This window comes from Paenibacillus sp. FSL R5-0623, assembly GCF_037974265.1.
Lineage (GTDB): Bacteria > Bacillota > Bacilli > Paenibacillales > Paenibacillaceae > Paenibacillus.
Genome location: NZ_CP150233.1, coordinates 4,482,813 through 4,506,090, shown reverse-complemented (window position 1 = coordinate 4,506,090; position 23,278 = coordinate 4,482,813). Strand labels below are relative to the sequence as shown.

Sequence of the window (23,278 nt, the reverse complement as noted above, 5' to 3'; positions counted from 1 at the left end):
AGCCGGAATGAAAACAAGCTGAATCTGAACGGTTTGCGAATTGTGAATTCAGGCTTTGTTGCGTGACCGAAAGCGAAATAAGAGCAATACAATGGCCATGAACACCAGATATCCGGCAAGGATGCCCAGGCTCAGCCAGATTGAGGTTTCAGCTTGCGCACCTGCATAGGCAAATACAAAAATCGCTGGCATTTTCCCAATGGCCGTGGCAAGCATGAAGACCCAGAATGGCGTGTACGTTATACCTGCGTAGATATTAACGGCCATCTGAGGCACGATCGGCAACAGTCGCATCGACATGACACCCATGAACGGATGTGCTTCCATCCATGTGGTAAAACGGTTCAGACCCCGAATACGTTCGAGGTACGATCTCGCCTGATGTCTGAAGATGGTTCTTGCTCCGCCATATACGAGCATGGCTGCAAGTGTGGTGCCAAGCCAGCATATCCAGGCTGCCGTGGTGGTACCGTAACTGTAACCAAAGGCGATAATAACAAACTTATAAGGAATTACAGGCACAAGAGCAAACAATGTTGCCATGGCGAGTAACAGCGGAATGGACTGATGAAGATCTGTCCAGGCCAGCAGTTCATATCTGTAAATAAACGTGACTCCTGCAAGTAAAACATATAACAGAAGCCATAACCATTTTCGCAAAATCCCAAACGCTCCTTTCAGATCAGGCAGGTCTGGTCGTGTCCCGATCTGTACTGCTGTTCCTCCTAAGTTTACCACGTTCGCCCATTGTCTGAACAATTCGTGCGAAGTGTGCTGCAATCACTGGCAAGTTGCTGTCCGAAGGGTTACACTATAGGACGTGGAAATATAGAACCGAACTGAAGGTGGAATGATCATCATGGAAACAACCCAACGTAAACGAGTTGCAATTATCGGCCTCGGCGATATTGCACGTAAAGTATATTTGCCGCTGTTAACAGCTCATCCGAACGTGGAGATTGTAGGCATTATGAACCGATCTCCGGAGCCGGTCAAAGTCGTTCAGGAGGCGTATCGATTAGAACGGGGAACAACGGATCTGAAAGAACTGTTGTCCTGGGACTTGGATGCGGTGTTTGTACATACAGCAACGGAAGCGCACTTTGACATTGTCATGCAATGTCTGGAACAGGGATTAGCCGTGTACGTAGACAAACCGTTATCCTATACGATTCGGGAGTCGGAAGAGATGACTGCTTTTGCCGAGGCACAAGGGCTGCTACTCGCAGTAGGCTTCAACCGTAGATTCGCACCGATGTACCAAAAAGCGAAAGAATGGATGCAGGGTGGAAAAGGTTTTGAATCCTTGACAGTGACCAAACATCGTACAGGCATTCAGGATCGTCCTGCGGCAGAAACCATCTATGATGATCTCATCCATATGCTGGATCTGATGTTGTGGTACTCGGATCATAATGTGGAGTTGCTTCATCAATGGATTCGGAAGAATGATCTGGACAGACTGCTGCATGCAACCGGAACGGCCAAGCTGGGCAGAACAGCCTACGGTCGATTCGATATGGTGCGTGAAGCTGGGGCAGATCTGGAGAAGATCGAATTGCATGGTGGTGGACGATCTGTTGAAGTGGTGAACATGGACACGATCAGCTGCATGGAACAGGGGAGTCTGGAAACCAAAGAAACGTTCGGGAGCTGGGACACCGTGTTAACACGCAGAGGTTTTAGCGGAGCAGTTGATAATTTCCTGGCTTGTCTGGACTCACCTGATGATTGCCTGATCAGTGCAAGTCATGTCATGGACAGTCATGAACTGGCGGAACGATTGATTCGCAAATAATTGCAGAATACACATACGGAGGAATACAAGTCATGGATGAATATGAAAAGGAACGTAATAAACAGATCGAGGAAGCTGTTGTAGAAACCTATAAACAGGAAGAAGAGATGATGATCCTCGTATTTGCCCAGTGGTGTGTCAATCATGGTTTGGACCCGGAAGAGATGTACCGGCAAGCCTACCCGAATCAGCAGAGCAACGAGCGTTTGCAGCAGGTGCAGAAGCTGATTGTATCCAAGGAGGAAGCCGGTGAAATCCCGGATGATACGGTACTTGGTGTATTGTCCATGTTTGGTAATGAAGATCTGGCGATGGTTGTATCCGAGGCCATAGCCGCGCGCAAATAAGTTCAACTTACGTATACTGGTATGATTACATCTGTTCCCGGTGAATGACGCGGAATTCCTTCGGAGACATGCCGAACCGGGAACGGAATACCCGATGAAAATAGGTATAGTTGTTAAAGCCAGAAGACTCAGACACTTGCTCCAGGGTCATTGGACTGAAAATAATCCGTTCCCTGGCCATATTCAGCCGTACGTCAAGCGTGTATTGCATGATGCTTTTGCCAAACGCTTCTTTGAAGAGATGTACACCCCGTGAGACACTGATGCCAATATGTGTTGCCACATCATCGAGCTTAAATAAAGAGGAAGCGTTTTCTTCAATGTAGTTTTTGATCTCATAAGCCACATAATTGGTGTTGGTTATCGTTGGATGCTCCGCGAGCAGACGATCCACTTCGAGACATAAAATTCGCATATAATAACTTGAAATTTCCGGATAAGGATTGGAGATGCGGCGCTGCTCCAGCACGAGTTGTCGAAACAGGACCAGGAGGCTTTCCGTCAGTTCGACTTTGATTCGGGTCGGCCGTTTGTGACGCTTCCACCACTCATCCACCCAGGAACCATTAAAGAAGATGTGATAGTCGCCACTCTCCACCAGTCGTTCTCCCATCGGATTGGTTTCATTGTCTATTCTTAGCTCATAGGGCTCGTCAGGATCAAAAAGAAGCAGATCGCCCGCATCTATCAGGGACATGTCCCCGTCTATGCGTGCACGGCAACGTCCGTCTGTTTGCAGTCTTAATAGGTAGTTCTTCACCCCTTCAGGCTGCACCATAGCGTAGGGTTTACGATGAAATGAAAAGCCTGCTGTAAGAACTTGGCAGGATTGATCTGTCGGCATGGGCATACTCCTTGCAATTTGAAAATTATGACCAGATAGTTCATGTTTCAATCATATTATTCATTTTAATTGAAGCTGAAACGGAATACCATAGTATTAGATTCAAGGAACAGGAAACATCCAACAAAACATATGTATCTCAACCATTCAAACGCAGATTTTCACCATGCGTAAGGAGATGAACGTCACAGTGGAGAAAATGAAAGCAGGCATCATCGGGTGTGGTAACATCAGCGCCATCTACTTGGAAAATCTCAAAAACAACCCGGTCATTGAAGTCGTGGCTGTTGCGGATTTGATTCGTGAACGCGCTCAGGAACGGGCAGATGAATTTAATATCGCAAACGTTTACAATGTAGATGAGTTGCTGCAAAATAACGAAATTGAACTTGTGTTGAACCTTACGGTTCCTGGAAGTCATGCCATGACCGATCTGGCTGCACTCGAAGCAGGCAAACATGTGTATGCCGAGAAGCCGCTGGCAATTTCTCTTGAGGATGGTCGCAAGGTTGTTGAGTTGGCTGAGGAAAAGGGATTGTATGTTGGTTCTGCACCGGATACCTTCCTTGGTTCAGGCATACAGACAGCTCGTAAAGCCATTGAGGATGGGCTGATTGGCAAGCCGGTTGCAGCGACTTCATTCTTCATGGGTGGAGGACCAGAAGCTTGGCATCCTAATCCAGAGTTCTTTTATGTCGCGGGCGGCGGACCCATGTTTGATATGGGACCTTACTACCTGACCGCTCTGATTACGCTACTTGGACCGATACGCAGAATCAGCGCCTCGGCAGGCATACAGATTGCAGATCGCAAGATTGGCTCTGGGCCAAAGGAAGGTACAGCGCTTCAAGTAGAGACGCCTACCCACTTGGCAGGAACCATTGATTTTGCAGAAGGTGCCATTGCAACCATGATTACCAGTTTCGATATTCGCGGAGCTTCGGATCTGCCACGTATTGAAATCTATGGTACAGAAGGTACACTTAGTGTACCTGACCCCAATTACTTTAACGGGGAAGTGAAGGTTCGCAGATACGGTCAAGACACTTGGGAGACGGTTAAACCAGTCTTCGAAAGTGGACAAAACGAACGAGGCATCGGCGTAACGGAAATGGTTGAATCCATTCGTGCCGGACGGGAACACAAAGCCAGTGGTAAGCTTGCTTATCACGTACTGGAAGCCATGCATTCATTCCAGCGTTCTTCACTTGAAGGCAAGCATATACATCTGGAGAGCAGCTATGATTCTTTTGCAGTAACTCACACAGTTCAAACTGAGATTGAAACCGTGGAATCACACTAGTCTGAGTAAAAAGTGTTCAAAGCTTGATGCTCTTACGAGTGATGCAGAATAACCAGTATTCTTACGTTCAATTTCAGGATAGAAACACTCTCGATTTTCCACACTAATCAAACAGGCATGTGATCTGAACGGTAATTGTATACAGTTCAATATTCATGAATTCAGCAATCATACGATATCTAATCCAGGGAGGAATCGCACTTGAAACTCGGCGTATTTTTGGTACTATTCGGAGGACGTAAATTGGAGGATGCTCTTGATTATGTAGCATCCAAGGGATTAAAAGCAGTAGAGATCGGAACAGGCGGACATCCAGGCAATGCACATTGTAAGCCAGATGAGTTGTTAAGCAATCCTACAGCATTGAAAAACTTCAAAAATGCAGTGGAATCACGCGGTTTGACAATCAGTGCACTCAGCTGTCACGGTAACCCGCTACATCCGCAAAAGGATATTGCCAAAGGTTTCCACGATGATTTTGTTAAAACAGTAGAACTGGCTGAGAAGCTTGAAGTACCTGTAGTGAATACATTCTCCGGTTGTCCGGGAGATCATGAGGATGCCAAATATCCGAACTGGCCTGTTGCACCATGGCCGAATGACTTCCAAGAAATCCTGAAGTGGCAATGGGAAAACAAAGTTATCCCTTACTGGACAGAGTGGGGTAAATTTGCAGCAGATCGTAACGTAAAAGTTGGATTGGAGCTGCACGGTGGATTCTCCGTTCATACTCCAGCAACGTTGCTGAGACTGCGTGAAGCAGCAGGTGAAGTGATCGGAGCCAATCTGGACCCAAGTCACATGTGGTGGCAAGGTATTGATCCGGTTCAGGCAATTCACATCTTGGGACGTGAAGGAGCCATCCATCACTTCCATGCCAAAGATACAACGATTGATCCGGTAAACGTGAACAAACACGGTGTAACGGATATGCAGGACTATACCAATATGCTGGATCGGGCTTGGCAGTTCCGCTCGGTCGGTTATGGACATGATAACAAGACATGGGCAGATATTATGAGTGCCTTGCGTCTGGTCGGATATGATTATGTAGTAAGTATTGAGCACGAAGACGGTCTGATGTCGGTTGAAGAAGGATTCTCTAAAGCCGTGCAAAATCTCCAGCAAGTATTGATCGAAGAACCGCTGGGCGATATGTGGTGGGTTTAGAGCTACACTAGGGGGAAATTGAATATGATCAACGTCACCATTTGGAATGAATTTGTCCATGAGAAAATTCACGATGAAGTAAGGGAAGTCTACCCGGATGGTCTGCATCGAGCACTGGCTGACGGACTTGGCGGCGAAGGCTTTGCTATTCGTACAGCTACACTGGATCAGCCTGAACACGGATTAAGTGATGAAGTGCTGAATTCCACAGATGTGCTTATATGGTGGGGACATATGGCACATGATCGCGTAAGCGATGAGATCTCACAGAAGGTTGCGCAGCGAGTGCTGAACGGGATGGGAATGATTGTGCTCCATTCAGGTCATTTCTCCAAACCATTCAAAGCGCTGATGGGAACAAGCTGCGATCTGAAGTGGCGTGTAGCTGACGAGCAGGAAATTGTATGGTGTGTTAACCCATCTCATCCGATTGCGGATGGCATCGAAGGCAAGATTGTATTGGAAAAAGAAGAAATGTACGGCGAATTCTTCGATATTCCAGTACCGGATGAACTGGTGTTTGTAAGCAACTTCCAGGGTGGGGAAGTATTCCGGAGCGGATGTACGTTCCGGCGTGGTGAAGGTAAAATCTTTTATTTCCGACCAGGTCATGAGACATATCCGACCTATTACAAACCGGAAATATTAAGAGTGATCAGTAACGCTGTGAAATGGGCATATCCTGCCCGCAGCTTTAAGCCGGAATTTGGCAAGAGTGAACCTGTAAGACCATTTGGTGGCGTGCTGGTCTAATTCACTAACTCAATCGTGTAATGGAAATTATACGTTTTATTCAAAAAGAACCCTTCTCCGAGTCAATGATGACTGTGGCAGTTGGGTTCTTTTTGGGTAAGATAGTACTATGGGAAGTTATACGATATTTCCCATGGTTACGACGCAGCGTGTAATGTATACTGGGATATATGATCCATTTTGGATATTATGCTTCTAAAATTTAAACTTTTTAGTTGCAGGCGTTTTCTTTGAAGCTTAAATATGTTATTATGAAATATACTAACAAAATGTAAGTTGATTTGAGTGATCTCTAAAGAGGTGATTAATGTGGAAGGTCAAGACTTGCGGATGTGTCCGCGTTTTGAGACGGCGTTTTCTTTTTTGGGCAAGCGCTGGAATGGTTTAATTATTCAAACGTTGATGAGTGGTTCGAAGCGATTCAAGGATATCTCCAATCTGATTCCATCCATGAGTGATAAGATGTTATCCGAACGGATGAAAGATCTGGAGAGTGAAGGTATTCTGGTTCGTCACGTCTATCCCGAGACGCCAGTTCGTATTGAATATGAACTGACGGATAAAGGTAGAGCGCTCCAGCCCGTTATGAATCAAATTCAAGACTGGGCTGAGCAGTGGGTTGACTAACGTATAAGCATCACCCACTTTTGTTACATGAATGACATAGACTCCTGATTTCCGTGGAAATCAGGAGTTTTTGTCTTAAGTATTATGTGGATCGGCGTTTTTCTCTTGGGCTATGCACATGTTGTCATGAGTTGTAGTATAATCTATAGAAAATGGCCACAGACGGCCGGAGCGAAGGAGGCCCACTTGTCATGAGAGAAGAAAGCTTATCCCTTGAAGTACGCTACGGCAAAGAAGATATTGCAGAACTTGAGAGCGCATCCATTCAGGTCCATCTAATTTATAAAAAAGCTGCGGAGTTGTTTAAGCGCACAGCATATTCCCGTTCAGTTAAGGATGATCTTGCCGAAGTGAATACGCATTCTGTGAACAGCGATGGTCCGAGATTAGCTCCGGCGGTGCTGCAAAAATGGATTCAAACGTCCAGGGGCTGGAAGTGTATCGGATGTGAGCTGGGACAACCTGATTCAACGACTTCTCAGATGGAAGAAACCATCCATGGGAAGCGGTTGGTTCTGGATGTGGGAGAAGGTCGGCTGGTTCAGGCAGAAATGCTGATTCAGGCGGTTGTTTGGTCACAATATGAGAAGATTCGAATGTTTGCACCATGGCTTGGTGATGAACCCTTTTACAGCGTGCAGGAACTGGATGTCATTGCCCGTTATATTGTGCCTACCTATTTCTCGGAACGACCTTTGCATGAGCAAGGCAAGGTATTCAAGGTACATCAACAATATGGGCAGATTCCTTTGTACCAGGAGTATGTAGACGCACCTTCATGCTGCGTGCAGGTGGACGGTGGATTGCTTGAAGGTCGATTGCTGACAGGGGTATATGTGTCTGAGGAACAGTTCTTCGGACTCAATCCATATCTGAAAGATGGCTATGGAGGACGGACATACATGCAGGCTTGTGTCCAATGATAACGTAACCAATGAGAACGTAAAAATGATTTAGATTGGAGAGCCTGTGTGCAGGCTCTCTTTCTTGTACAAGCCTTATTTGCAGGCGGTACCCTATAAAAGTAACGGCTTTGACACTTTTTTTTGCCGAAAGTTGTGCCATAATAGAGGTTATGGACAACAGGGTGAATGATTTTACGCAGGGTGGTGTTACCTACATGATGAAGAAAATCCCCGGTTACATAGGTGTATGTTTGCTCCTACTGGCGATCTTGGCTGGTTGTAGTGAGACACAGCCTTCTGAGCAGCCAATTGTCAAAGAGACAGAAACAGCGAATACAATCACAGTGGCTGTAGATGGCAGTACGTTTTTGCCTGATGCAACAAAGTCCATTAAGCGAGATTTTAGTGAGGGTTTGACACTCAAAAAAGCATTACTCAATAGCGGACTGGTTGATTTTACGGCAGATGGCAAACGGATTCAATCCGTCGGTGAAGTTTCTCTGGATTCTTCGCTTAGCTGGGCTGTCAAATTAAATGGCAAGGATATTGAGCAGGAAGATTGGGACATGGAGCTTCATGCCAAAGATGAAGTGATCATTTACGTGAAAGCCGCTGACAGTGGGGGGGATGGCGTTGCATATCAGACAACGTTACTCAAGGTTAGCGGTGGAAACATTATGCCAACCCTTAATCGTCAATATGCTGGCGTCTATGTTCAGGAGTGCACAGTTCGCGATGTGTTGAAGTCCAGCGGCATTGTAAGAATGTCGGAGAATAACAAATTTGTCGTTTCGGTCGAGAATGTCACGCCTCGTATGAATGAGCGGTGGGTCATTATGGTGAATGACAAAGAATTAATGGAAAATGGTCTCGACATGAAATTGAATCCACGTGATGCGGTAAAGCTTGAATTGACCAATGCATCCTAAGTATACCAAGAAGCCCAATCTCTTTTTAGAGAACTGGGCTTTTTTTCATTGAAATATATAAGCAATTTCCGATTGCATAGTCAAATATTAAATACGACAGATCTCGTTCGGGCAAAGCTCACAGTGACAGATCCCTTGCAGCATCTTCAGATCTTTGATAACAATCATGCCATTGTCATATTCAATCCCGTCTTTCTTACGCAGGTCGCTTAACATGCGGTTTACACTTTCACGAGTGGCTCCAATCATATTGGACAGGTCCGTGTGGGTAATTTTTTTGTGAATAATGACATGCTCTCCATGAGGCTCACCATACGAATTCGACAACCGAATGAGGGTAGAGCAAAGTGCACCCGGTTTGCCATATAACATGAGATCCCGGAACTTGGTCTGTGTCAACCGGTGGTGGATGCCCATCCATTTCATAAAATCGATCGCGAAGTCACAATGCTGGCAGATTAACATTTCCAGGTCTTTATGTTCCAGTACACCGATCTCACTATCCTCCAGCACTTCCGCTGAGAAGCTGTGTTTAGAGCCAAAGAAGGGATCAGCCTGCCCAATCATATCACCGGATTGATACATGTACATGATCAGTTCTTTGCCTTCATCCGTGGATTTGGTGATCTGGGCACGACCCCGTTTCATATAATAAAGTTTGTCAGAGATATCGCCTTCCCAGTACAGATGTGTACCTTCCGGATAAGTTCTATCTTTCATTGTAACCAGCAGATGGTTGAAATTGGCTTCCGAGAAACAGTTGGTATTACCGCGCTTTTCCAGTACAGTTGTTAGTTCTCTCATAAGTCTATCTCCCCTTTGTGTCCATCGGACGACCTTCTGTAATAAGCAGTAGCCTCCGAGGTTCGCCGCAAACCGTTGCCGTCCTGATCAGGGTCATCTCGGCCGGGAGGAAGGACGGTACAAATTGCGGTGGTTCAATTTTTAAGTTCAGTATATACCTAATCTTACCGTTTGAGGGGGAAGGAAAGGGGGCAAAAATGACGAAATTTCAAACATTGTGATAAAATTCACTTTTGATGGGGAGGATGAATTTTACAGCCCTATATTTTAAATAGGAAGTGAAAATGGTCGTATGAAGGACACTACAAAACTTAAATTAAATTTGTTATACTTTGTGAAAAAAATCACATAATTAAGTTTAATGTCATGTTACGATGTGAATGTAAACGAGAGAGACAAACTAATACGAACCTTTAGGAGGATGAGGGAGATGGCTGTAAAGAACGAAGTCGCCCCAGCAAAAGAACCGACAGCAGGTCAGTATATTCAAACGTTAATCGACAAAGCGAATAAAGCACACGCTGCATTCATGAAGATGGACCAGAAGCAGATTGACCGTATTGTGCAAGCGATGGCGCTTGCGGGTCTGGATAAACACATGATGCTCGCCAAGATGGCCGTAGAAGAAACAGGCCGCGGAGTATATGAGGATAAGATCACCAAAAATATATTTGCAACAGAATATGTGTACCACAGCATCAAATATGACAAAACCGTAGGTGTGATTGAAGATAACGAATATGAAAGCTTCCAGAAAATTGCGGAGCCGGTCGGCATTATTATGGGGATTACACCCGTTACCAATCCAACATCAACGACGATGTTTAAAGCACTGATCTCCATCAAGACGCGTAACCCGATCATCTTTGGTTTCCACCCATCTGCACAGAATTGTAGCCGGGAAGCTGCCAAAATCCTGCTGGAAGCGGCTGTGAAACATGGTGCACCAGCAGATTGCATTCAGTGGATTGATGATCCTTCCATGGATCGTACAAACGAACTGATGAATCACAATGATGTGGCTCTCATTCTGGCAACAGGCGGATCAGGCATGGTACGTGCAGCGTACAGCTGTGGTAAACCTGCACTGGGCGTAGGACCGGGTAACGTACCTTGCTTTATCGAGAAAAGCGCGGATATCAATCAGGCAGTAACGGATTTGATCCTGTCCAAGTCTTTCGATAACGGTATGATCTGTGCTTCCGAGCAAGCGGTCATCATTGAAGAACCGATCTTCGATCAAGTGAAGAAAAAAATGATCGCAAACGGCTGTTACTTTGTTAACAAAGATGAAGCAGCAAAATTGACAGCGGGTGCGATTAATGCCGAGAAATGTGCGGTGAACCCGGCGATTGTTGGTCAATCTGCGGTAAGCATTGCGAAATTGTGCGGTATTGAAGTTCCAGCAGGCACCAAAATTCTCGTGGCCGAGATTGAAGGGGTAGGTACCAAATTCCCATTGTCCGCTGAGAAATTAAGTCCGGTACTGGCTTGTTACAAAGTCAAAACGGCAGCAGAGGGCATTGAGCGTGCAGCAGAAGTGGTTGCTTTTGGCGGCATGGGTCACTCCTCGGTTATCCACTCCACAAATGAAGAAGTGATCGGCAAATTCGCAGATCGTCTGCAAACTGGACGGATTATTGTGAACTCACCATCCACACATGGTGCCATCGGGGATATCTACAACACAAACATGCCGTCACTGACACTGGGATGCGGATCATACGGACGTAACTCGACTTCTTCCAACGTAACCGCTGTGAACTTAATCAATGTGAAAAGGGTGGCTCGCCGTACCGTGAATATGCAATGGTTCAAAGTGCCGAACAAAGTCTACTTCGAAAAAGGGGCAACACAGTATCTTGCCAAAATGCCTGACATCACACGTGTGGCGATTATTACGGATGCCATGATGGTGAAACTTGGATATGTTGAAAAGGTAGAACACTATCTGCGTCAACGCCAAATGCCAGTAGCAATCGAAGTGTTCTCCGATGTTGAGCCAGATCCATCAACAACAACAGTAGACCGCGGAACCGAAATGATGCGCCGCTTCCAACCGGACTGCATTATCGCACTCGGCGGCGGATCACCGATGGATGCTGCCAAAGCCATGTGGTTGTTCTATGAATATCCAGACACGGACTTCAACGATCTGAAACAAAAATTCATGGATATCCGCAAACGGATCTACAAATATCCACGTCTCGGCGTAAAAGCGAAATTTGTAGCGATCCCAACCACATCCGGTACAGGTTCTGAAGTGACATCGTTCGCGGTTATCACAGATAAAAATCAAGGTAACACCAAATATCCATTGGCAGACTATGAGCTGACACCAGACGTAGCGATTGTCGATCCGGAGTTCGTATACTCCCTGCCTAGAACAGCCGTTGCAGATACAGGTATGGACGTACTGACGCATGCAATTGAAGCTTATGTGTCTGTCATGGCGAATGATTACACGGATGGACTTGCGATCAAAGCAATCCAACTGGTGTTCCAATACCTGGAGCAATCTGCACTGCAAGGCGACAAACTGGCACGTGAGAAAATGCATAATGCTTCCACGATTGCCGGTATGGCGTTTGCCAACGCATTCCTGGGCATTAACCACAGCTTGGCGCATAAATGGGGCGGTCAGTACCACACCGCACACGGACGCACCAATGCGATCCTGATGCCGCACGTCATTCGTTACAACGCGAAAAAACCGACCAAATTTGCATCGTTCCCGAAATATTCGCACTTTATAGCGGATGAGCGGTATGCCGAAATTGCCCGGATTCTGGGATTGCCTGCACGTACAACAGAAGAAGGCGTAACCAGTCTTATCAATGCCATTCGCAAACTGAACAAAACATTGGGCATTGAAGAATCGTTCCAGGAAATCGGATTTGATGCCAAAGACTTTGAAGCTCATGTAGATTATCTGGCTGACCGTGCCTTCGAAGACCAATGTACAACCGCCAATCCGAAGTTACCGCTGGTAACTGAACTGGCTGATGTATACCGCAACGCTTTCTACGGAAAGTTTGAATAATAAACTTAGAACGACGCGTGCCTTACGGCAATAAGATCAGGGTTCCCCGAGAGGGGAGCCCCGATTGCCGTCTTTCACACAATAACGAGAGGGCAGAAAAACAGGAGAGCGAAGCATCTGTTTTTCAGGAGTATTCTAAGATTTGATTTGCTCCGAGCATGGAGGAGCAAAAGGGTTCTAAAGAGGTAGTAATGGAATTCGTGATGTGGCTGTTTGAGCCAGATGTTCACACAATAACGCAGAGGGCAGAAAAACAGAAGAGCAAAACATCTGTTTTTCAGGAGTATTTTAAGATTTGGTTTGCTCCGAGCATAGAGGAGCAAAAGGGTTCTAGAGAGGTAGTAATGGAATTCGTGAGGTGGCTGTTTGAGCCAGATGTTCACACAATAACGGAGAGGGCAGAAAAAACTGAAGAAGCGGAGCGTTCGCCTTTATCCCCGGATTTTCCCCTTTGAAATATAAAATTGAAAAAATCCGGGGATAACAGCGATCGGAAGTTGTTCTGCCCGCGCAGTGGCTAAGTGTGAATTTACAGGGTTCAATGGGACACAGCGCAGGTGGAGTGAGTTAGTTCACTGACTTTGTGACAAAAATCACAGATGATGAAAGCCCCAAGTCGTATACTGAAAATGTAAGAAAAACATTCATCCCGCGGTTCCGGTTCCCAAGTAGAGAGAACATGTTCCGGTTTATGTGAAACAATTCACATTAATCGCGGCTCTGGGCACACAATGCTACGAATGAAGCAAGATGTTATGTGTCCAGAAATCCAAATTAGTGGAGGGATTACGATGTCGGTGATTGAAAAAGATGTCAAACAACAAACAGGCTGGAGAAACTTTACCAAAGGAACATGGACCAAATCCGTAGATGTGAATGATTTTCTGGCACACAACTTGTCTCCGTATTACGGTGACGAAGCATTTCTCGCAGGTGCAACCCAGAATACCAAAGAATTGTGGGATATCGTATCTGATCTGACCAAAAAAGAACGGGATAACGGCGGTGTCCTTGACGTTGATGTAAACACACCAGCGACTATTGTTTCTCACCAACCCGGTTATCTGGATCAAACCAAGGAACAGATTGTCGGCGTTCAGACCGATGCTCCGTTCAAACGTTCCATTCAACCAACAGGCGGAATTCGCATGATGATTGACGCATGTGAGGCATATGGCTTTGAAATGCCACAGGGCGTCATTGATATATTTACAAACATTCGCAAAACACACAACCAGGGTGTATTCGATGCTTATACTTCCGACATGCGTGCAGCGCGTAAAGCAGGAATTATTACAGGTCTGCCAGATGCTTACGGCCGTGGTCGGATCATCGGTGACTATCGTCGTGTAGCTTTGTACGGGGTAGACTTCCTGATTCGTAATAAAAAAGGCGAACTGAATGCACTCGAAGTTGATGTTATTGATGAAGATGTCATTCGTCTGCGGGAAGAATTGTCTGAACAGATTCGTGCATTGCAAGAATTGAAACAATTGGGCGATATGCACGGGTTCGATATTTCCTTGCCAGCGACAACAGCAAAAGAAGCATTCCAATGGTTGTACTTCGGTTATCTGGCTGCGATCAAAGAACAGAACGGTGCTGCGATGTCACTCGGACGTGTATCTTCTTTCCTGGATATCTACATTGAACGTGACCTGCAAGAAGGTATTTTGTCCGAAGAACAGGCTCAGGAATTGGTTGACCATTTTGTAATGAAACTGCGGATTGTCAAATTCCTGCGTACACCGGATTACAACGAACTGTTCAGTGGAGATCCAACATGGGTGACTGAGTCAATCGGTGGTATGTCAGTGAATGGCGAAACACGCGTAACCAAAAACAGCTTCCGTTTCCTGCATACTCTGCACAACCTGGGTCCTGCACCAGAACCAAACTTGACTGTTCTCTGGTCCACGAAACTTCCAGAAGCTTTCAAAGATTATTGCAGTAAAGTATCCATCGAAACCAGCTCAATCCAGTATGAAAATGATGATCTGATGCGTCCGATCTACGGTGACGATTACGGTATTGCTTGCTGTGTGTCGGCGATGAAGATCGGGAAACAAATGCAATTCTTCGGCGCTCGTGCCAACCTGGCAAAAGCTCTCCTGTATGCGATCAACGGTGGTCGTGACGAGAAATCCGGAGCACAAGTTGGACCTGAGTATCCTGCCATTACTAGCGAAGTGCTGGATTACAATGAGGTTATGAAACGCTTCAAACCAATGATGGAGTGGCTGGCGAAGCTGTACATGAACACCCTCAACGTCATTCACTACATGCACGATAAATACAGCTATGAGCGTATCGAAATGGCATTGCATGACCGTGACATTGTACGTACGATGGCTTGCGGTATCGCTGGTCTGTCGGTTACAGCAGATTCACTGAGTGCGATCAAATATGCCAAAGTAAAACCAATTCGTAACGAACAAGGCATCGCAGTTGATTTTGAAATCGAAGGAGACTTCCCTTGTTACGGTAACAATGAAGACAGCGTAGACAGCATTGCTGTTGAACTGGTCGAGAACTTCATGGGCATGATTCGCAAGCACAAAGCTTACCGTAACGCAGTTCCAACACAATCCGTTCTGACGATCACTTCCAACGTGGTATATGGTAAGAAAACAGGGACTACACCGGATGGTCGTAAAGCAGGTGAACCATTTGCTCCAGGTGCAAACCCAATGCATGGTCGTGACAAAAAAGGTGCACTGGCATCCCTTGGCTCTGTAGCCAAATTGCCTTATGAACACAGTCTTGATGGTATTTCCAATACCTTCTCTATCGTGCCAAAAGCATTGGGTAAAGAGGAGACTACACGTAAATCCAATCTGACTGCGATGATGGATGGTTACTTCGGTCAAAACGCTCATCACCTGAACGTTAACGTATTTGATCGTCAGCAACTGATTGATGCGATGGATCACCCGGAAAACTATCCACAACTGACTATACGGGTATCCGGATATGCCGTTAACTTCATTAAATTGACTCGTGAACAACAGTTGGATGTCATCAACCGTACGTTCCATGGCTCGATGTAAGTAATTTGCAAGTAGAAGACCGCTAGAGCAAGGCATTCCAAATCATATTAAACGCACAGCGGATGCGGATACAGAAAGGAAGAGGCAGCATGGTTAACGGACATATTCATTCACTCGAAACTTTCGGGACGGTTGACGGCCCAGGCATCCGCTTTGTGCTTTTTATGCAAGGATGTCTACTCAAATGTCAGTATTGCCACAACCCAGATACATGGGCGCTGGATGGTGGAAAAGAAATGACGCTAGAGGAGGTACTGGCTGAAATTGAGCCGTATCTATCCTACTATCGCAGCTCTGGAGGCGGACTCACGATATCTGGCGGAGAACCAACGTTACAGGCTCACTTTGTAGCCGAAATCTTCAAGGAAGTAAAGCGGCGTTGGGGATTGCATACGACGCTGGACAGCAATGGGTTTAACGAACCGGAGCGGATTCACGATCTGTTGGATAACACAGACCTGGTTCTGCTGGATCTCAAGCATATTGATGACGAGAAACATATCAAGCTGACAGGCAAATCCAACGAGAGAACGTTGAAAACAGCCAAGTGGTTGTCGGAGCAAGGTCGGAAAATGTGGATACGCCACGTGTATGTGCCTGGCATTCATAACGAGGAAGAGGATCTGCTTAACCTCGGACGGTTTATCGGAACATTGAATGGCGTCGAAAAGTTCGAAATTCTTCCATACCATCAGATGGGGATCTACAAATGGGAAGCGCTCGGTAAAGTATATCCACTGGATGGAGTTCCTTCACCAAGTGAAGAAGAAGTGGAGCGGGCGTATCGCCTGATCGAACAAGGTCGCCAGGAAACGGCTGACGTGGCTTGTTCAGGTAAGTAATCTGACCTTTATATGTAATAAAAACAATCAACCAAGCAGTCCTTGCGAACATGTTTCGCAGGGGCTGTTTTTTTGCTGTTATCCATTGTAAATGCAAGATTATGGGTCCAGTGAAGGATTTTATCCCTCCATTGATGAATTGTCATCCTTACGATGTAAGCTCCGGCTTTTTATAATCAGAGTGTAAAGCCAAATGCTCAATATCTTGAGGAGGGTCAACCCGATGAAAAAAAGAATGACATTACTGCTTTCATTATTGCTTATCACTTCATGGACTTTGGCGGGATGTGCAAGCTCAAGTAACGAGCCACAGCAAGGCGCAGGCAATACACCTGTGGAGGAAACAAGTAAGGAACCGGTTGAAATGCTTCTCCGCCACACGCAGGTGGGAGCCGACAAACAGAAAAGACTGGCCATTCTGCAGGATGTTGTGGACAAAGTTGAAGGTGAGATACCCAATCTGACCTTTACGCTGGATGGTGTCGAATCCGATGTGAATCGTAAGGAGAAGCTTCGCGGGGAGATGGCGGCAGGTAACCCGCCGGATATTTTTGAACTGTTCGGAAGCCCGGATTCCAAAGTGTATGCCAAGGAAGGTATGCTGCTTGATCTGACTCCAATCCTGCAAGAGCTGGGCATTCAGGACCAGTTTACATCGCTTGAACCGTTTACGTATGAAGGCAAGGTATATGGACTGCCGATTGGCGGTTCGGGCGAAGGTTTTTTCTATAATAAAGAGTACTTCGAACAAAAAGGATGGAAAGCCCCAACTACCATGGCTGAACTGGACAATAAACTGGCCGAGATCAAGGCTGATGGCAAAGTGCCGCTTGCTTCCGCATCCAAGGCAGGCTGGGTACCGCTTATGTTAACCAACCACCTGTGGTCACGGTATGCCGGACCGGAGATTACCGCAAAGTTTGCAACGGGTGAAGCGAAGTGGACCGATCCGGGTGTTGTGCAAGGTTTTGCCAAACATAAGGAATGGGTGGATAAGGGTTATTTCAAAAAAGGTGAGCTGGGCTTCGAGTATGCCGAATATACCACGCAATTTACAAGCGGAGAAGTGGTATTAATGTATGACGGAACATGGAAATCATCTGTATTCAAGGAAGGCCAGAGCGGTGAATCGCTCATTGGCAAGGTTGGATTCTTCAATATGCCTCCGGTAGAGAACGGAGCAGGAGATCAGACGTCTTTGATGAGAGATGTTAACAATGGATACGGATTCTCGGCAGCAGTGGCGGATGACCCGCAGAAGCTGGAAGCAGTGAAAGCTTTTATCAAAAATTTCTACAATGAAGATATGCAGATCCGCGGTCTTGTGGAAGATGGTGTGTTGCCTGCCATGAAGCTGGACGAGAAAGTGCTGACCGATAGCATTACCGATGATCTGATGAAAGAAATTGTGGCTGTGCTTAATGCGTCCAAGACGTCGTTCCCGGCATTTGATGCACTCGTTCAGGCCGATGTGACGACAGAGATCAGCAATCTGCAAATCCAGAAGTTGATTGGTGGGCAGACCACGCCAGAGAAAATGGCAGAAGAGCTGCAAAAGGTGCAAGAGGAAGCAAACGCCTCAGTGGAATAAATCAATCCAAGTTGAAACTGCGATCGTTGAAGTGACTGAAGGAGGCTGACTATGAATACTTCACTCCGCAGCCCGTTAATCTATACGTTGTTTGTAATGCCAGCCCTAATTCTGTTTGTAATGTTCTTCTTATACCCTATTGGCAGCTCCCTGTATTACAGCCTGACGAGTTGGAATGGGGTATCGGCTGAGCCACGTTTTGTGGGTTTATCCAATTATGTGAAGGCACTGACCGATGAACGTTTTTGGATTTCCACAAGGAATAACGGCTTTTTCATCGGATTTTCGGTACTGATTCAGGTACCCCTGATCGTCCTGTTTTCGCTTCTGATTGCCAATGTGAAAAGGCTGAAAGGTCTGTATAAAACAGCTGTTTTTTTACCATCCATCATGTCGACAGCCGTTATCGGTATCTTGTGGGGATTCATCTATGAGCCCAATATCGGACTATTAAACAAAATGCTTCATGTGCTGGGCATCGATCCCATCTACTGGTTATCGGATAACCGATTTGCCATGTTGTCCATCTTGGTGACCAACGCCTGGCAGTGGACGGGATTTTACATTGTCATGGTGCTGGCGGCCATACTGGCGATTCCCCGTGATCTGGATGAAGCGGCTGCCATTGATGGGGCAACGGCGGTACAACGAGCAATGCGAATTACGTTGCCGCTGATTCGGCCGATCATTTCGGTCGTGATCATGTTGTCCATTGCAGGTGCCATGAAAGCAGCCGACATCGTGATTGTCATGACCAAAGGTGGGCCCGCTGGGTCCACCGAGGTTCTGGCGACATATATGATCAAATATGCAATTACCAACTTCAAATATGGTTATGGCAATACCATTGCAGTGCTGATCTTTGCTCTGACGCTTGTGCTCACTGCGGTGTATCAACTGCTGGTGGCGAGGCGGGGCGAGAAGGTGGAATATTGATGGCGAAAAACATAAAAAGCAGTATACCTCATGTGTTGTTAATGTTGTATTTAATCGCGATTTTGTTTCCCTTTTTATTTGTAATTTTCTCTTCCTTCAAGCAGGATAACAATGAAATCGCCCTGAATCCATTCGGTCTGCCTACAACATGGGAGTTTAACAATTACGTGGAAGCCTGGGTGAATGCCAAGATTGGTACGTATTTTTGGAACAGCCTGTACATTTCGGTTTTATCGTCGGCGTGTACGATTGTGCTCGGGGCCATGTTCGCTTTTGCCGTAACCCGGATGAGACACCGGAGATGGAGCCTGTTTCTGTACAGCCTGATTCTGGCCGGTATGCTTATTCCCAACAATGCACTTATGCTGCCGATTTATCTGCTTGTTCGCAAAATGGGCATATTGGATACACATCTGGCATTGATCGTGCCCTATGTGGCCAATGCGATCCCGTTTACCATTATTATACTGGCGGCTTTTATGCGTTCTCTGCCTGGAGAAATTGAGGAAGCGGCTGTCATGGACGGCTTGAGGGCACCGGGTATCTTTGCTAAAATAGTGATACCTCTTACCGTTCCGGCTATTGTTACCGTTTTTATCGTTAATTTCCTCGGCAACTGGAACGAATTTTTACTCGCCAACTATTTCTTATCCACCGATAAATTGCGTACGCTGCCAGTGGGCATGGTCCAGTTTCGGGATCAATATCAGATGAACTATGCCCAGATGTCGGCAGGTATTGTATACAGCGTTGTACCTGTACTTGTGATCTACGCTATACTCCAGGAGAAAATTATAGAAGGAGTAACTGCAGGTGGTGTCAAAGGTTAATACCATGAACCAGTGAATAGGGAGAACGGGATATGAACTTGCGAATGAAGCTGGCCTTGGCATTTCTGCTGCTGATTATTGTACCGATGTGTGCACTGGGCATTGGCATGTTTCTGGTCACATCACATACGATTGAGAAAAAATACAATCAACAGGCCGAATATGCGCTTCAGGCCATCAGCTACAATATCGAGAATGTATTTCAGCAGATTAACAATGTGACCGACAACGGGATAGCCACATCGGTTTTTCAAATGGCGTTGAACGCCAAAGATCCGACCAAGCAGGATCTGGGAACCGGTAATCAGTTATCCCTCAATGCCAGCCAGCGCAATTTCCGTTCCCTTCTATATAACTATCCGTTCATCAGTTATGCCTTTTTATATGATTTGCGTTCGTCCGAGAACAACCAGATTGTCTCCATCTTCACCAAAGAGAATTTTCAAGCCCTTCCTTTCCAGCAATTCAAAGTGCATCCCTTATTCAACGAAATTCAGCAACTCAATGGTGTGCCCAAATGGCTCGCACCACTGGAATATCCCGAATTAACCGGGGTAGAGCCTGTCTTCACCCAGATCAGACTGGTCAAAGAACTCAGTTATTTTCAAAATATCGGCGTGCTTGTTGTTCAGATCAAAAAAGGAGAGATCGACCGGATCTTCCGTCACCTGCAAATCAGCGATTCGGCACAGGATACATCATTCCTGTTAATTAATGAAGAAGGGCTGATCGTCTATGATCCTGCAGGTATATATAACGGTGAGAACATGCAAAACCTTGGTGCTGAATCCAGCCGTTACGGTCCTGGCTTTAGTAGCGTCAGAACGGTCTTTGACGGCAAGGAGAGCATCATTTCGCAATATCATCTGAAGAACTATAACTGGAGTCTCGTAAGTGTGACTTCATGGGAAGCCTTATCTGCGGAAACCAATGCCTTTGCCGGTTGGTCTGTCATTATTATTCTGTTATGCCTGCTCGCAGCGATGATCTTTAATCTTTTTTTCATGAATCGCATCACGGGTAACATTGCTGTACTTGTACGGTTTATGCGTCGTGTGGATGATGGTGATTTTAATGCGAGGGTGGAAGGAAAAGGATTCGATGAAATGCAGCTGCTTGCGCAAGGGTTCAATGAACTATTGGATCGGATCGGGGGATTATTCCGTCGTGTTCGGGCAGAGCAAGAGCAGAAGGCCCAAGCGGAACTGCGTGTACTACAGGCCCAGATCAAACCTCATTTTCTGTTTAACACATTGGAATCCATTAATGGATTAGCACTGCGGGGGGAGGGCCGCAAAGTAAGCGAGATGGTGACCCGACTTGGCAATATGCTTCGTATCAGCATTCAGGATCAGGAGGAGATTCCACTGGGTGAGGAAATCAGGCATTTGCAGAGTTATCTGGAGATTCAACAGTACAGGTTCAGTGATTTGTTCACCTATGAGATTGACATTCCACCCCATCTATACAGCTCAATCCTGCTTAAGCTTACCCTCCAGCCTCTGGTGGAAAATAGCATTCAACATGGGTTTGAGGGGATCACCTATCCAGGTGTACTGCGGATAAGCGCATATGCAGAACGGGGCCATCTGGTGTTATGCGTTGAGGATAATGGGATCGGTATTCCCCAGGAAATGCTCGCACGATTTGAGTATATGGCAGAAGATCCGCCGGAAGATATGCTCACGGGAGGGGCGGAATCATTATCGTCCATAACGGAACGCAGGGGATTAGGATTACGAAGTGTGGCAGATCGAATTCGTATTCAATACGGGGCCGGTTATGGCATATTTATATGTTCAGCACCGGGGTATGGCACAGTTATTCGATGCATCATTCCATTATATGAGCAGGAGGAAGCCGGATGAATCTGACTGCAATGTTGGTTGACGATGAGCTGCCGATTCTGGAGAATCTGAACTTCATTTTACCCTGGGAAGAGATGGGGATTGAAATCACAGGTACAGCGAGAAGTGGTGCAGAAGCGCTGGGCAAAGTAACAGAGAGTCATCCAGACATTCTCTTGTGTGATATTCGGATGCCGTCTATGGATGGATTGGAACTTATTCGTTTACTGCGAGAGCAGGGTGAAACGTGTGAGATTATTTTGCTGACCGGTTATCAGCAGTTTGAATATGCTCGAACCGCTATCAAGTATAACGTACATGAATACATATGCAAGCCAATTGATTATTTGAATCTGGAACATAAACTGCGTGAGCTTGCCGGGCAGATCCAGAAGAGACGTCTGGAAAACGAATCGCAACGTTATCGCAACCAAGAGATGGAAAGCTGGATCAGACACAAACAGTTGATTGACCTGTTGCGAGGAGAAGCACCATTGAAGGTTGCCTATCCTGCCTCTGTTCCTGAATTCATAACAACTACTGCACCGTATACGTTGCTGCTGGTGGATGCAGTCGGTTATTTTCGCCATTCGATCGGCTGGTCCGAACTTCAGCATCAACGATGGCATGAGACCATAAGTTCCAGACTTAGGGAAGTGGCAGAGAGAATTAAGGGGGACTGTCAGATTCTTTCGACCCGCAAAGGGGAGTGGTGCATCCTGCTGGAGGCATCGGGGGACTGGAAACGTCGCTCAGAGGATCTGGCCCATCAACTGTGTCTCGAATTAAATGAGATATTATCCCTGGATTCAAATGTGAAGGTTAGGGTTGTTCAGGATGCTGTGCCCGTGAACTTGGAAAGTCAAATTCTGGAGCGATTCCGGCATTGTCAAAAAATACTGATGTCCCATTGGGAGAGTGAAGAAAGGGTGCTGAAAGCCAGTTGTCCCGAAACCACCTTATCCTATGATCATACGGCCTCCAAAGGGGCTAACTCATGGATTACAAGAGAAGATCTGGAGCTTGTTACTCGGTGGATTCGTCAAGGAAACAAGCAGGGGTTACGTGATGTATTGGAGCGGCTTAAACAGCAAATGGGGAATTCAGGACAATCCTTTAGCAAGATAGATGAAACCAATCTTCGGTTTATGCTTGTACACATGCTTCGGGAACTTCGTGAAGTACAGGTCATCGCTGAAGAGCACGAAGTGAATTATTGGAATGCACTGCAGGGGGCCGTATCCATGAGGGAACTCCTTGAAATTGCAGAGGTTGTTACCCATGCCTATCAGGGTAAACAAACTCAGCCACGTCCTTCTGTATCGGAACTGATCCTGTCTGCATGTGAGTATATGGATGCACGGCTGCAACAGGACTTGGGAATAGATGAAGTCTCAGATTGGCTCGGAATCAGCCCGGGATACTTCTGCCAGCTATTTAAAACCCAAATGGGTGTTACTTTTGTGGAATACATGACGCAGAAACGGATGGAAAGTGCCGCTTTATTGTTGAGTACAACCGAATGGAGCATTACAGCGATTGGGGAAGCAACAGGGTTCAAGGAGCGCCGTTACTTCTCCAAGGTGTTTCATAAACACTTCCACATGAAACCCTCCGAGTACAGGCAGAGTAAACGATTAGGTTCGTAGTGGCAAGGGA

At 46.2% G+C, this 23,278-nt stretch carries 20 protein-coding genes; 17 read left to right on the top strand and 3 right to left on the bottom strand.

What is annotated here, in order from left to right; translation table 11 throughout:
- Positions 1-48: 48 nt before the first annotated feature.
- Positions 49-660, bottom strand: coding sequence for a VTT domain-containing protein (locus MKY92_RS19770; RefSeq protein WP_339297370.1), 612 nt, complete (start codon positions 658-660; stop codon positions 49-51).
- A 199-nt stretch (positions 661-859) separates the two neighbouring features.
- On the opposite strand from MKY92_RS19770, the gene MKY92_RS19765 reads away from it, so the two are divergent.
- Together MKY92_RS19765 and MKY92_RS19760 are read left to right on the top strand one after the other, a co-directional pair.
- The gene (locus tag MKY92_RS19765) at positions 860-1,798 is read left to right on the top strand and encodes a Gfo/Idh/MocA family oxidoreductase (RefSeq protein ID WP_339297369.1); all 939 of its coding nucleotides are present in this window, start codon (positions 860-862) and stop codon (positions 1,796-1,798) included.
- A gap of 32 nt (positions 1,799-1,830) precedes the next feature.
- Positions 1,831-2,145 carry a hypothetical protein gene (locus MKY92_RS19760; RefSeq protein WP_127545610.1) on the top strand — a complete coding sequence of 105 codons (315 nt, stop codon included), beginning with the start codon at positions 1,831-1,833 and terminating at the stop codon, positions 2,143-2,145.
- Positions 2,146-2,170: 25 nt separating this feature from the next.
- On the opposite strand, the gene MKY92_RS19755 is transcribed toward MKY92_RS19760, so the two are convergent.
- A complete protein-coding gene (locus tag MKY92_RS19755) occupies positions 2,171-2,989 on the bottom strand; it encodes an AraC family transcriptional regulator (RefSeq protein ID WP_221822176.1) in 819 nt (272 codons plus the stop codon).
- Between the two features lie 190 nt (positions 2,990-3,179).
- On the opposite strand from MKY92_RS19755, the gene MKY92_RS19750 reads away from it, so the two are divergent.
- The 6 genes from MKY92_RS19750 (at position 3,180) to MKY92_RS19725 (ending at position 8,676) form a co-directional block, all read left to right on the top strand.
- Positions 3,180-4,292 (top strand): Gfo/Idh/MocA family oxidoreductase, encoded by a 1,113-nt coding sequence (locus MKY92_RS19750; protein ID WP_339297368.1) that lies wholly within the window; start codon positions 3,180-3,182, stop codon positions 4,290-4,292.
- Positions 4,293-4,493: 201 nt separating this feature from the next.
- A complete protein-coding gene (locus MKY92_RS19745; protein ID WP_036674961.1) occupies positions 4,494-5,462 on the top strand; it encodes a sugar phosphate isomerase/epimerase in 969 nt (322 codons plus the stop codon).
- A 24-nt stretch (positions 5,463-5,486) separates the two neighbouring features.
- The gene (locus MKY92_RS19740; protein ID WP_017687549.1) at positions 5,487-6,215 is read left to right on the top strand and encodes a trehalose utilization protein ThuA; all 729 of its coding nucleotides are present in this window, start codon (positions 5,487-5,489) and stop codon (positions 6,213-6,215) included.
- Between the two features lie 330 nt (positions 6,216-6,545).
- Positions 6,546-6,842: a helix-turn-helix domain-containing protein gene (locus tag MKY92_RS19735; protein ID WP_074096966.1), complete on the top strand. Its 297-nt coding sequence runs from the start codon at positions 6,546-6,548 to the stop codon at positions 6,840-6,842.
- 191 nt (positions 6,843-7,033) lie between these two features.
- Positions 7,034-7,765 (top strand): hypothetical protein, encoded by a 732-nt coding sequence (locus MKY92_RS19730; protein ID WP_339297367.1) that lies wholly within the window; start codon positions 7,034-7,036, stop codon positions 7,763-7,765.
- Positions 7,766-7,962: 197 nt separating this feature from the next.
- Entirely contained in the window at positions 7,963-8,676 is a 714-nt protein-coding gene (locus MKY92_RS19725) for a hypothetical protein (RefSeq protein ID WP_017687552.1), read from the top strand.
- Positions 8,677-8,763: 87 nt separating this feature from the next.
- Here MKY92_RS19725 and MKY92_RS19720 read toward each other — a convergent pair whose 3' ends face one another.
- The gene (locus MKY92_RS19720) at positions 8,764-9,480 is read right to left on the bottom strand and encodes a Crp/Fnr family transcriptional regulator (protein WP_036614443.1); all 717 of its coding nucleotides are present in this window, start codon (positions 9,478-9,480) and stop codon (positions 8,764-8,766) included.
- Positions 9,481-9,910: 430 nt separating this feature from the next.
- Here MKY92_RS19720 and adhE point away from each other — a divergent pair, with 430 nt between their 5' ends.
- From adhE to MKY92_RS19675, 9 genes are all read left to right on the top strand, one after another.
- A complete protein-coding gene (gene adhE / locus MKY92_RS19715) occupies positions 9,911-12,523 on the top strand; it encodes a bifunctional acetaldehyde-CoA/alcohol dehydrogenase (protein WP_091018175.1) in 2,613 nt (870 codons plus the stop codon).
- A gap of 158 nt (positions 12,524-12,681) precedes the next feature.
- Entirely contained in the window at positions 12,682-12,978 is a 297-nt protein-coding gene (locus MKY92_RS19710; RefSeq protein ID WP_339297366.1) for a hypothetical protein, read from the top strand.
- A 336-nt stretch (positions 12,979-13,314) separates the two neighbouring features.
- On the top strand, positions 13,315-15,573 hold the full coding sequence (pflB, locus tag MKY92_RS19705; RefSeq protein WP_339297365.1) for a formate C-acetyltransferase: 2,259 nt from the start codon (positions 13,315-13,317) through the stop codon (positions 15,571-15,573).
- Positions 15,574-15,662: 89 nt separating this feature from the next.
- A complete protein-coding gene (gene pflA / locus MKY92_RS19700) occupies positions 15,663-16,415 on the top strand; it encodes a pyruvate formate-lyase-activating protein (RefSeq protein ID WP_339297364.1) in 753 nt (250 codons plus the stop codon).
- Positions 16,416-16,638: 223 nt separating this feature from the next.
- Complete coding sequence (locus MKY92_RS19695) at positions 16,639-18,006, top strand: extracellular solute-binding protein (RefSeq protein WP_339297363.1); 1,368 nt, start codon at positions 16,639-16,641, stop codon at positions 18,004-18,006.
- 51 nt (positions 18,007-18,057) lie between these two features.
- Complete coding sequence (locus MKY92_RS19690) at positions 18,058-18,942, top strand: sugar ABC transporter permease (RefSeq protein WP_036674966.1); 885 nt, start codon at positions 18,058-18,060, stop codon at positions 18,940-18,942.
- The gene (locus MKY92_RS19685; protein ID WP_339297362.1) at positions 18,942-19,772 is read left to right on the top strand and encodes a carbohydrate ABC transporter permease; all 831 of its coding nucleotides are present in this window, start codon (positions 18,942-18,944) and stop codon (positions 19,770-19,772) included. The genes MKY92_RS19690 and MKY92_RS19685 overlap by 1 nt, the downstream gene beginning before the upstream one ends.
- A gap of 32 nt (positions 19,773-19,804) precedes the next feature.
- Complete coding sequence (locus MKY92_RS19680) at positions 19,805-21,640, top strand: sensor histidine kinase (RefSeq protein WP_339297361.1); 1,836 nt, start codon at positions 19,805-19,807, stop codon at positions 21,638-21,640.
- The gene (locus tag MKY92_RS19675; protein ID WP_339297360.1) at positions 21,637-23,268 is read left to right on the top strand and encodes a response regulator; all 1,632 of its coding nucleotides are present in this window, start codon (positions 21,637-21,639) and stop codon (positions 23,266-23,268) included. Before MKY92_RS19680 ends, MKY92_RS19675 begins: the two co-directional genes overlap by 4 nt.
- Positions 23,269-23,278 lie beyond the last annotated feature (10 nt).

Coding starts and splice junctions, on each gene's coding strand:
- MKY92_RS19765 (WP_339297369.1), top strand. CDS start 860: ATGGAAACAACCCAACGTAAACGAGTTGCAATTATCGGCCTCGGCGAT.
- MKY92_RS19760 (WP_127545610.1), top strand. CDS start 1,831: ATGGATGAATATGAAAAGGAACGTAATAAACAGATCGAGGAAGCTGTT.
- MKY92_RS19755 (WP_221822176.1), bottom strand. CDS start 2,989: ATGCCGACAGATCAATCCTGCCAAGTTCTTACAGCAGGCTTTTCATTT.
- MKY92_RS19740 (WP_017687549.1), top strand. CDS start 5,487: ATGATCAACGTCACCATTTGGAATGAATTTGTCCATGAGAAAATTCAC.
- MKY92_RS19735 (WP_074096966.1), top strand. CDS start 6,546: ATGTGTCCGCGTTTTGAGACGGCGTTTTCTTTTTTGGGCAAGCGCTGG.
- MKY92_RS19730 (WP_339297367.1), top strand. CDS start 7,034: ATGAGAGAAGAAAGCTTATCCCTTGAAGTACGCTACGGCAAAGAAGAT.
- MKY92_RS19725 (WP_017687552.1), top strand. CDS start 7,963: ATGATGAAGAAAATCCCCGGTTACATAGGTGTATGTTTGCTCCTACTG.
- MKY92_RS19720 (WP_036614443.1), bottom strand. CDS start 9,480: ATGAGAGAACTAACAACTGTACTGGAAAAGCGCGGTAATACCAACTGT.
- adhE (WP_091018175.1), top strand. CDS start 9,911: ATGGCTGTAAAGAACGAAGTCGCCCCAGCAAAAGAACCGACAGCAGGT.
- MKY92_RS19710 (WP_339297366.1), top strand. CDS start 12,682: ATGGAGGAGCAAAAGGGTTCTAAAGAGGTAGTAATGGAATTCGTGATG.
- pflB (WP_339297365.1), top strand. CDS start 13,315: ATGTCGGTGATTGAAAAAGATGTCAAACAACAAACAGGCTGGAGAAAC.
- pflA (WP_339297364.1), top strand. CDS start 15,663: ATGGTTAACGGACATATTCATTCACTCGAAACTTTCGGGACGGTTGAC.
- MKY92_RS19695 (WP_339297363.1), top strand. CDS start 16,639: ATGAAAAAAAGAATGACATTACTGCTTTCATTATTGCTTATCACTTCA.
- MKY92_RS19690 (WP_036674966.1), top strand. CDS start 18,058: ATGAATACTTCACTCCGCAGCCCGTTAATCTATACGTTGTTTGTAATG.
- MKY92_RS19685 (WP_339297362.1), top strand. CDS start 18,942: ATGGCGAAAAACATAAAAAGCAGTATACCTCATGTGTTGTTAATGTTG.
- MKY92_RS19680 (WP_339297361.1), top strand. CDS start 19,805: ATGAACTTGCGAATGAAGCTGGCCTTGGCATTTCTGCTGCTGATTATT.
- MKY92_RS19675 (WP_339297360.1), top strand. CDS start 21,637: ATGAATCTGACTGCAATGTTGGTTGACGATGAGCTGCCGATTCTGGAG.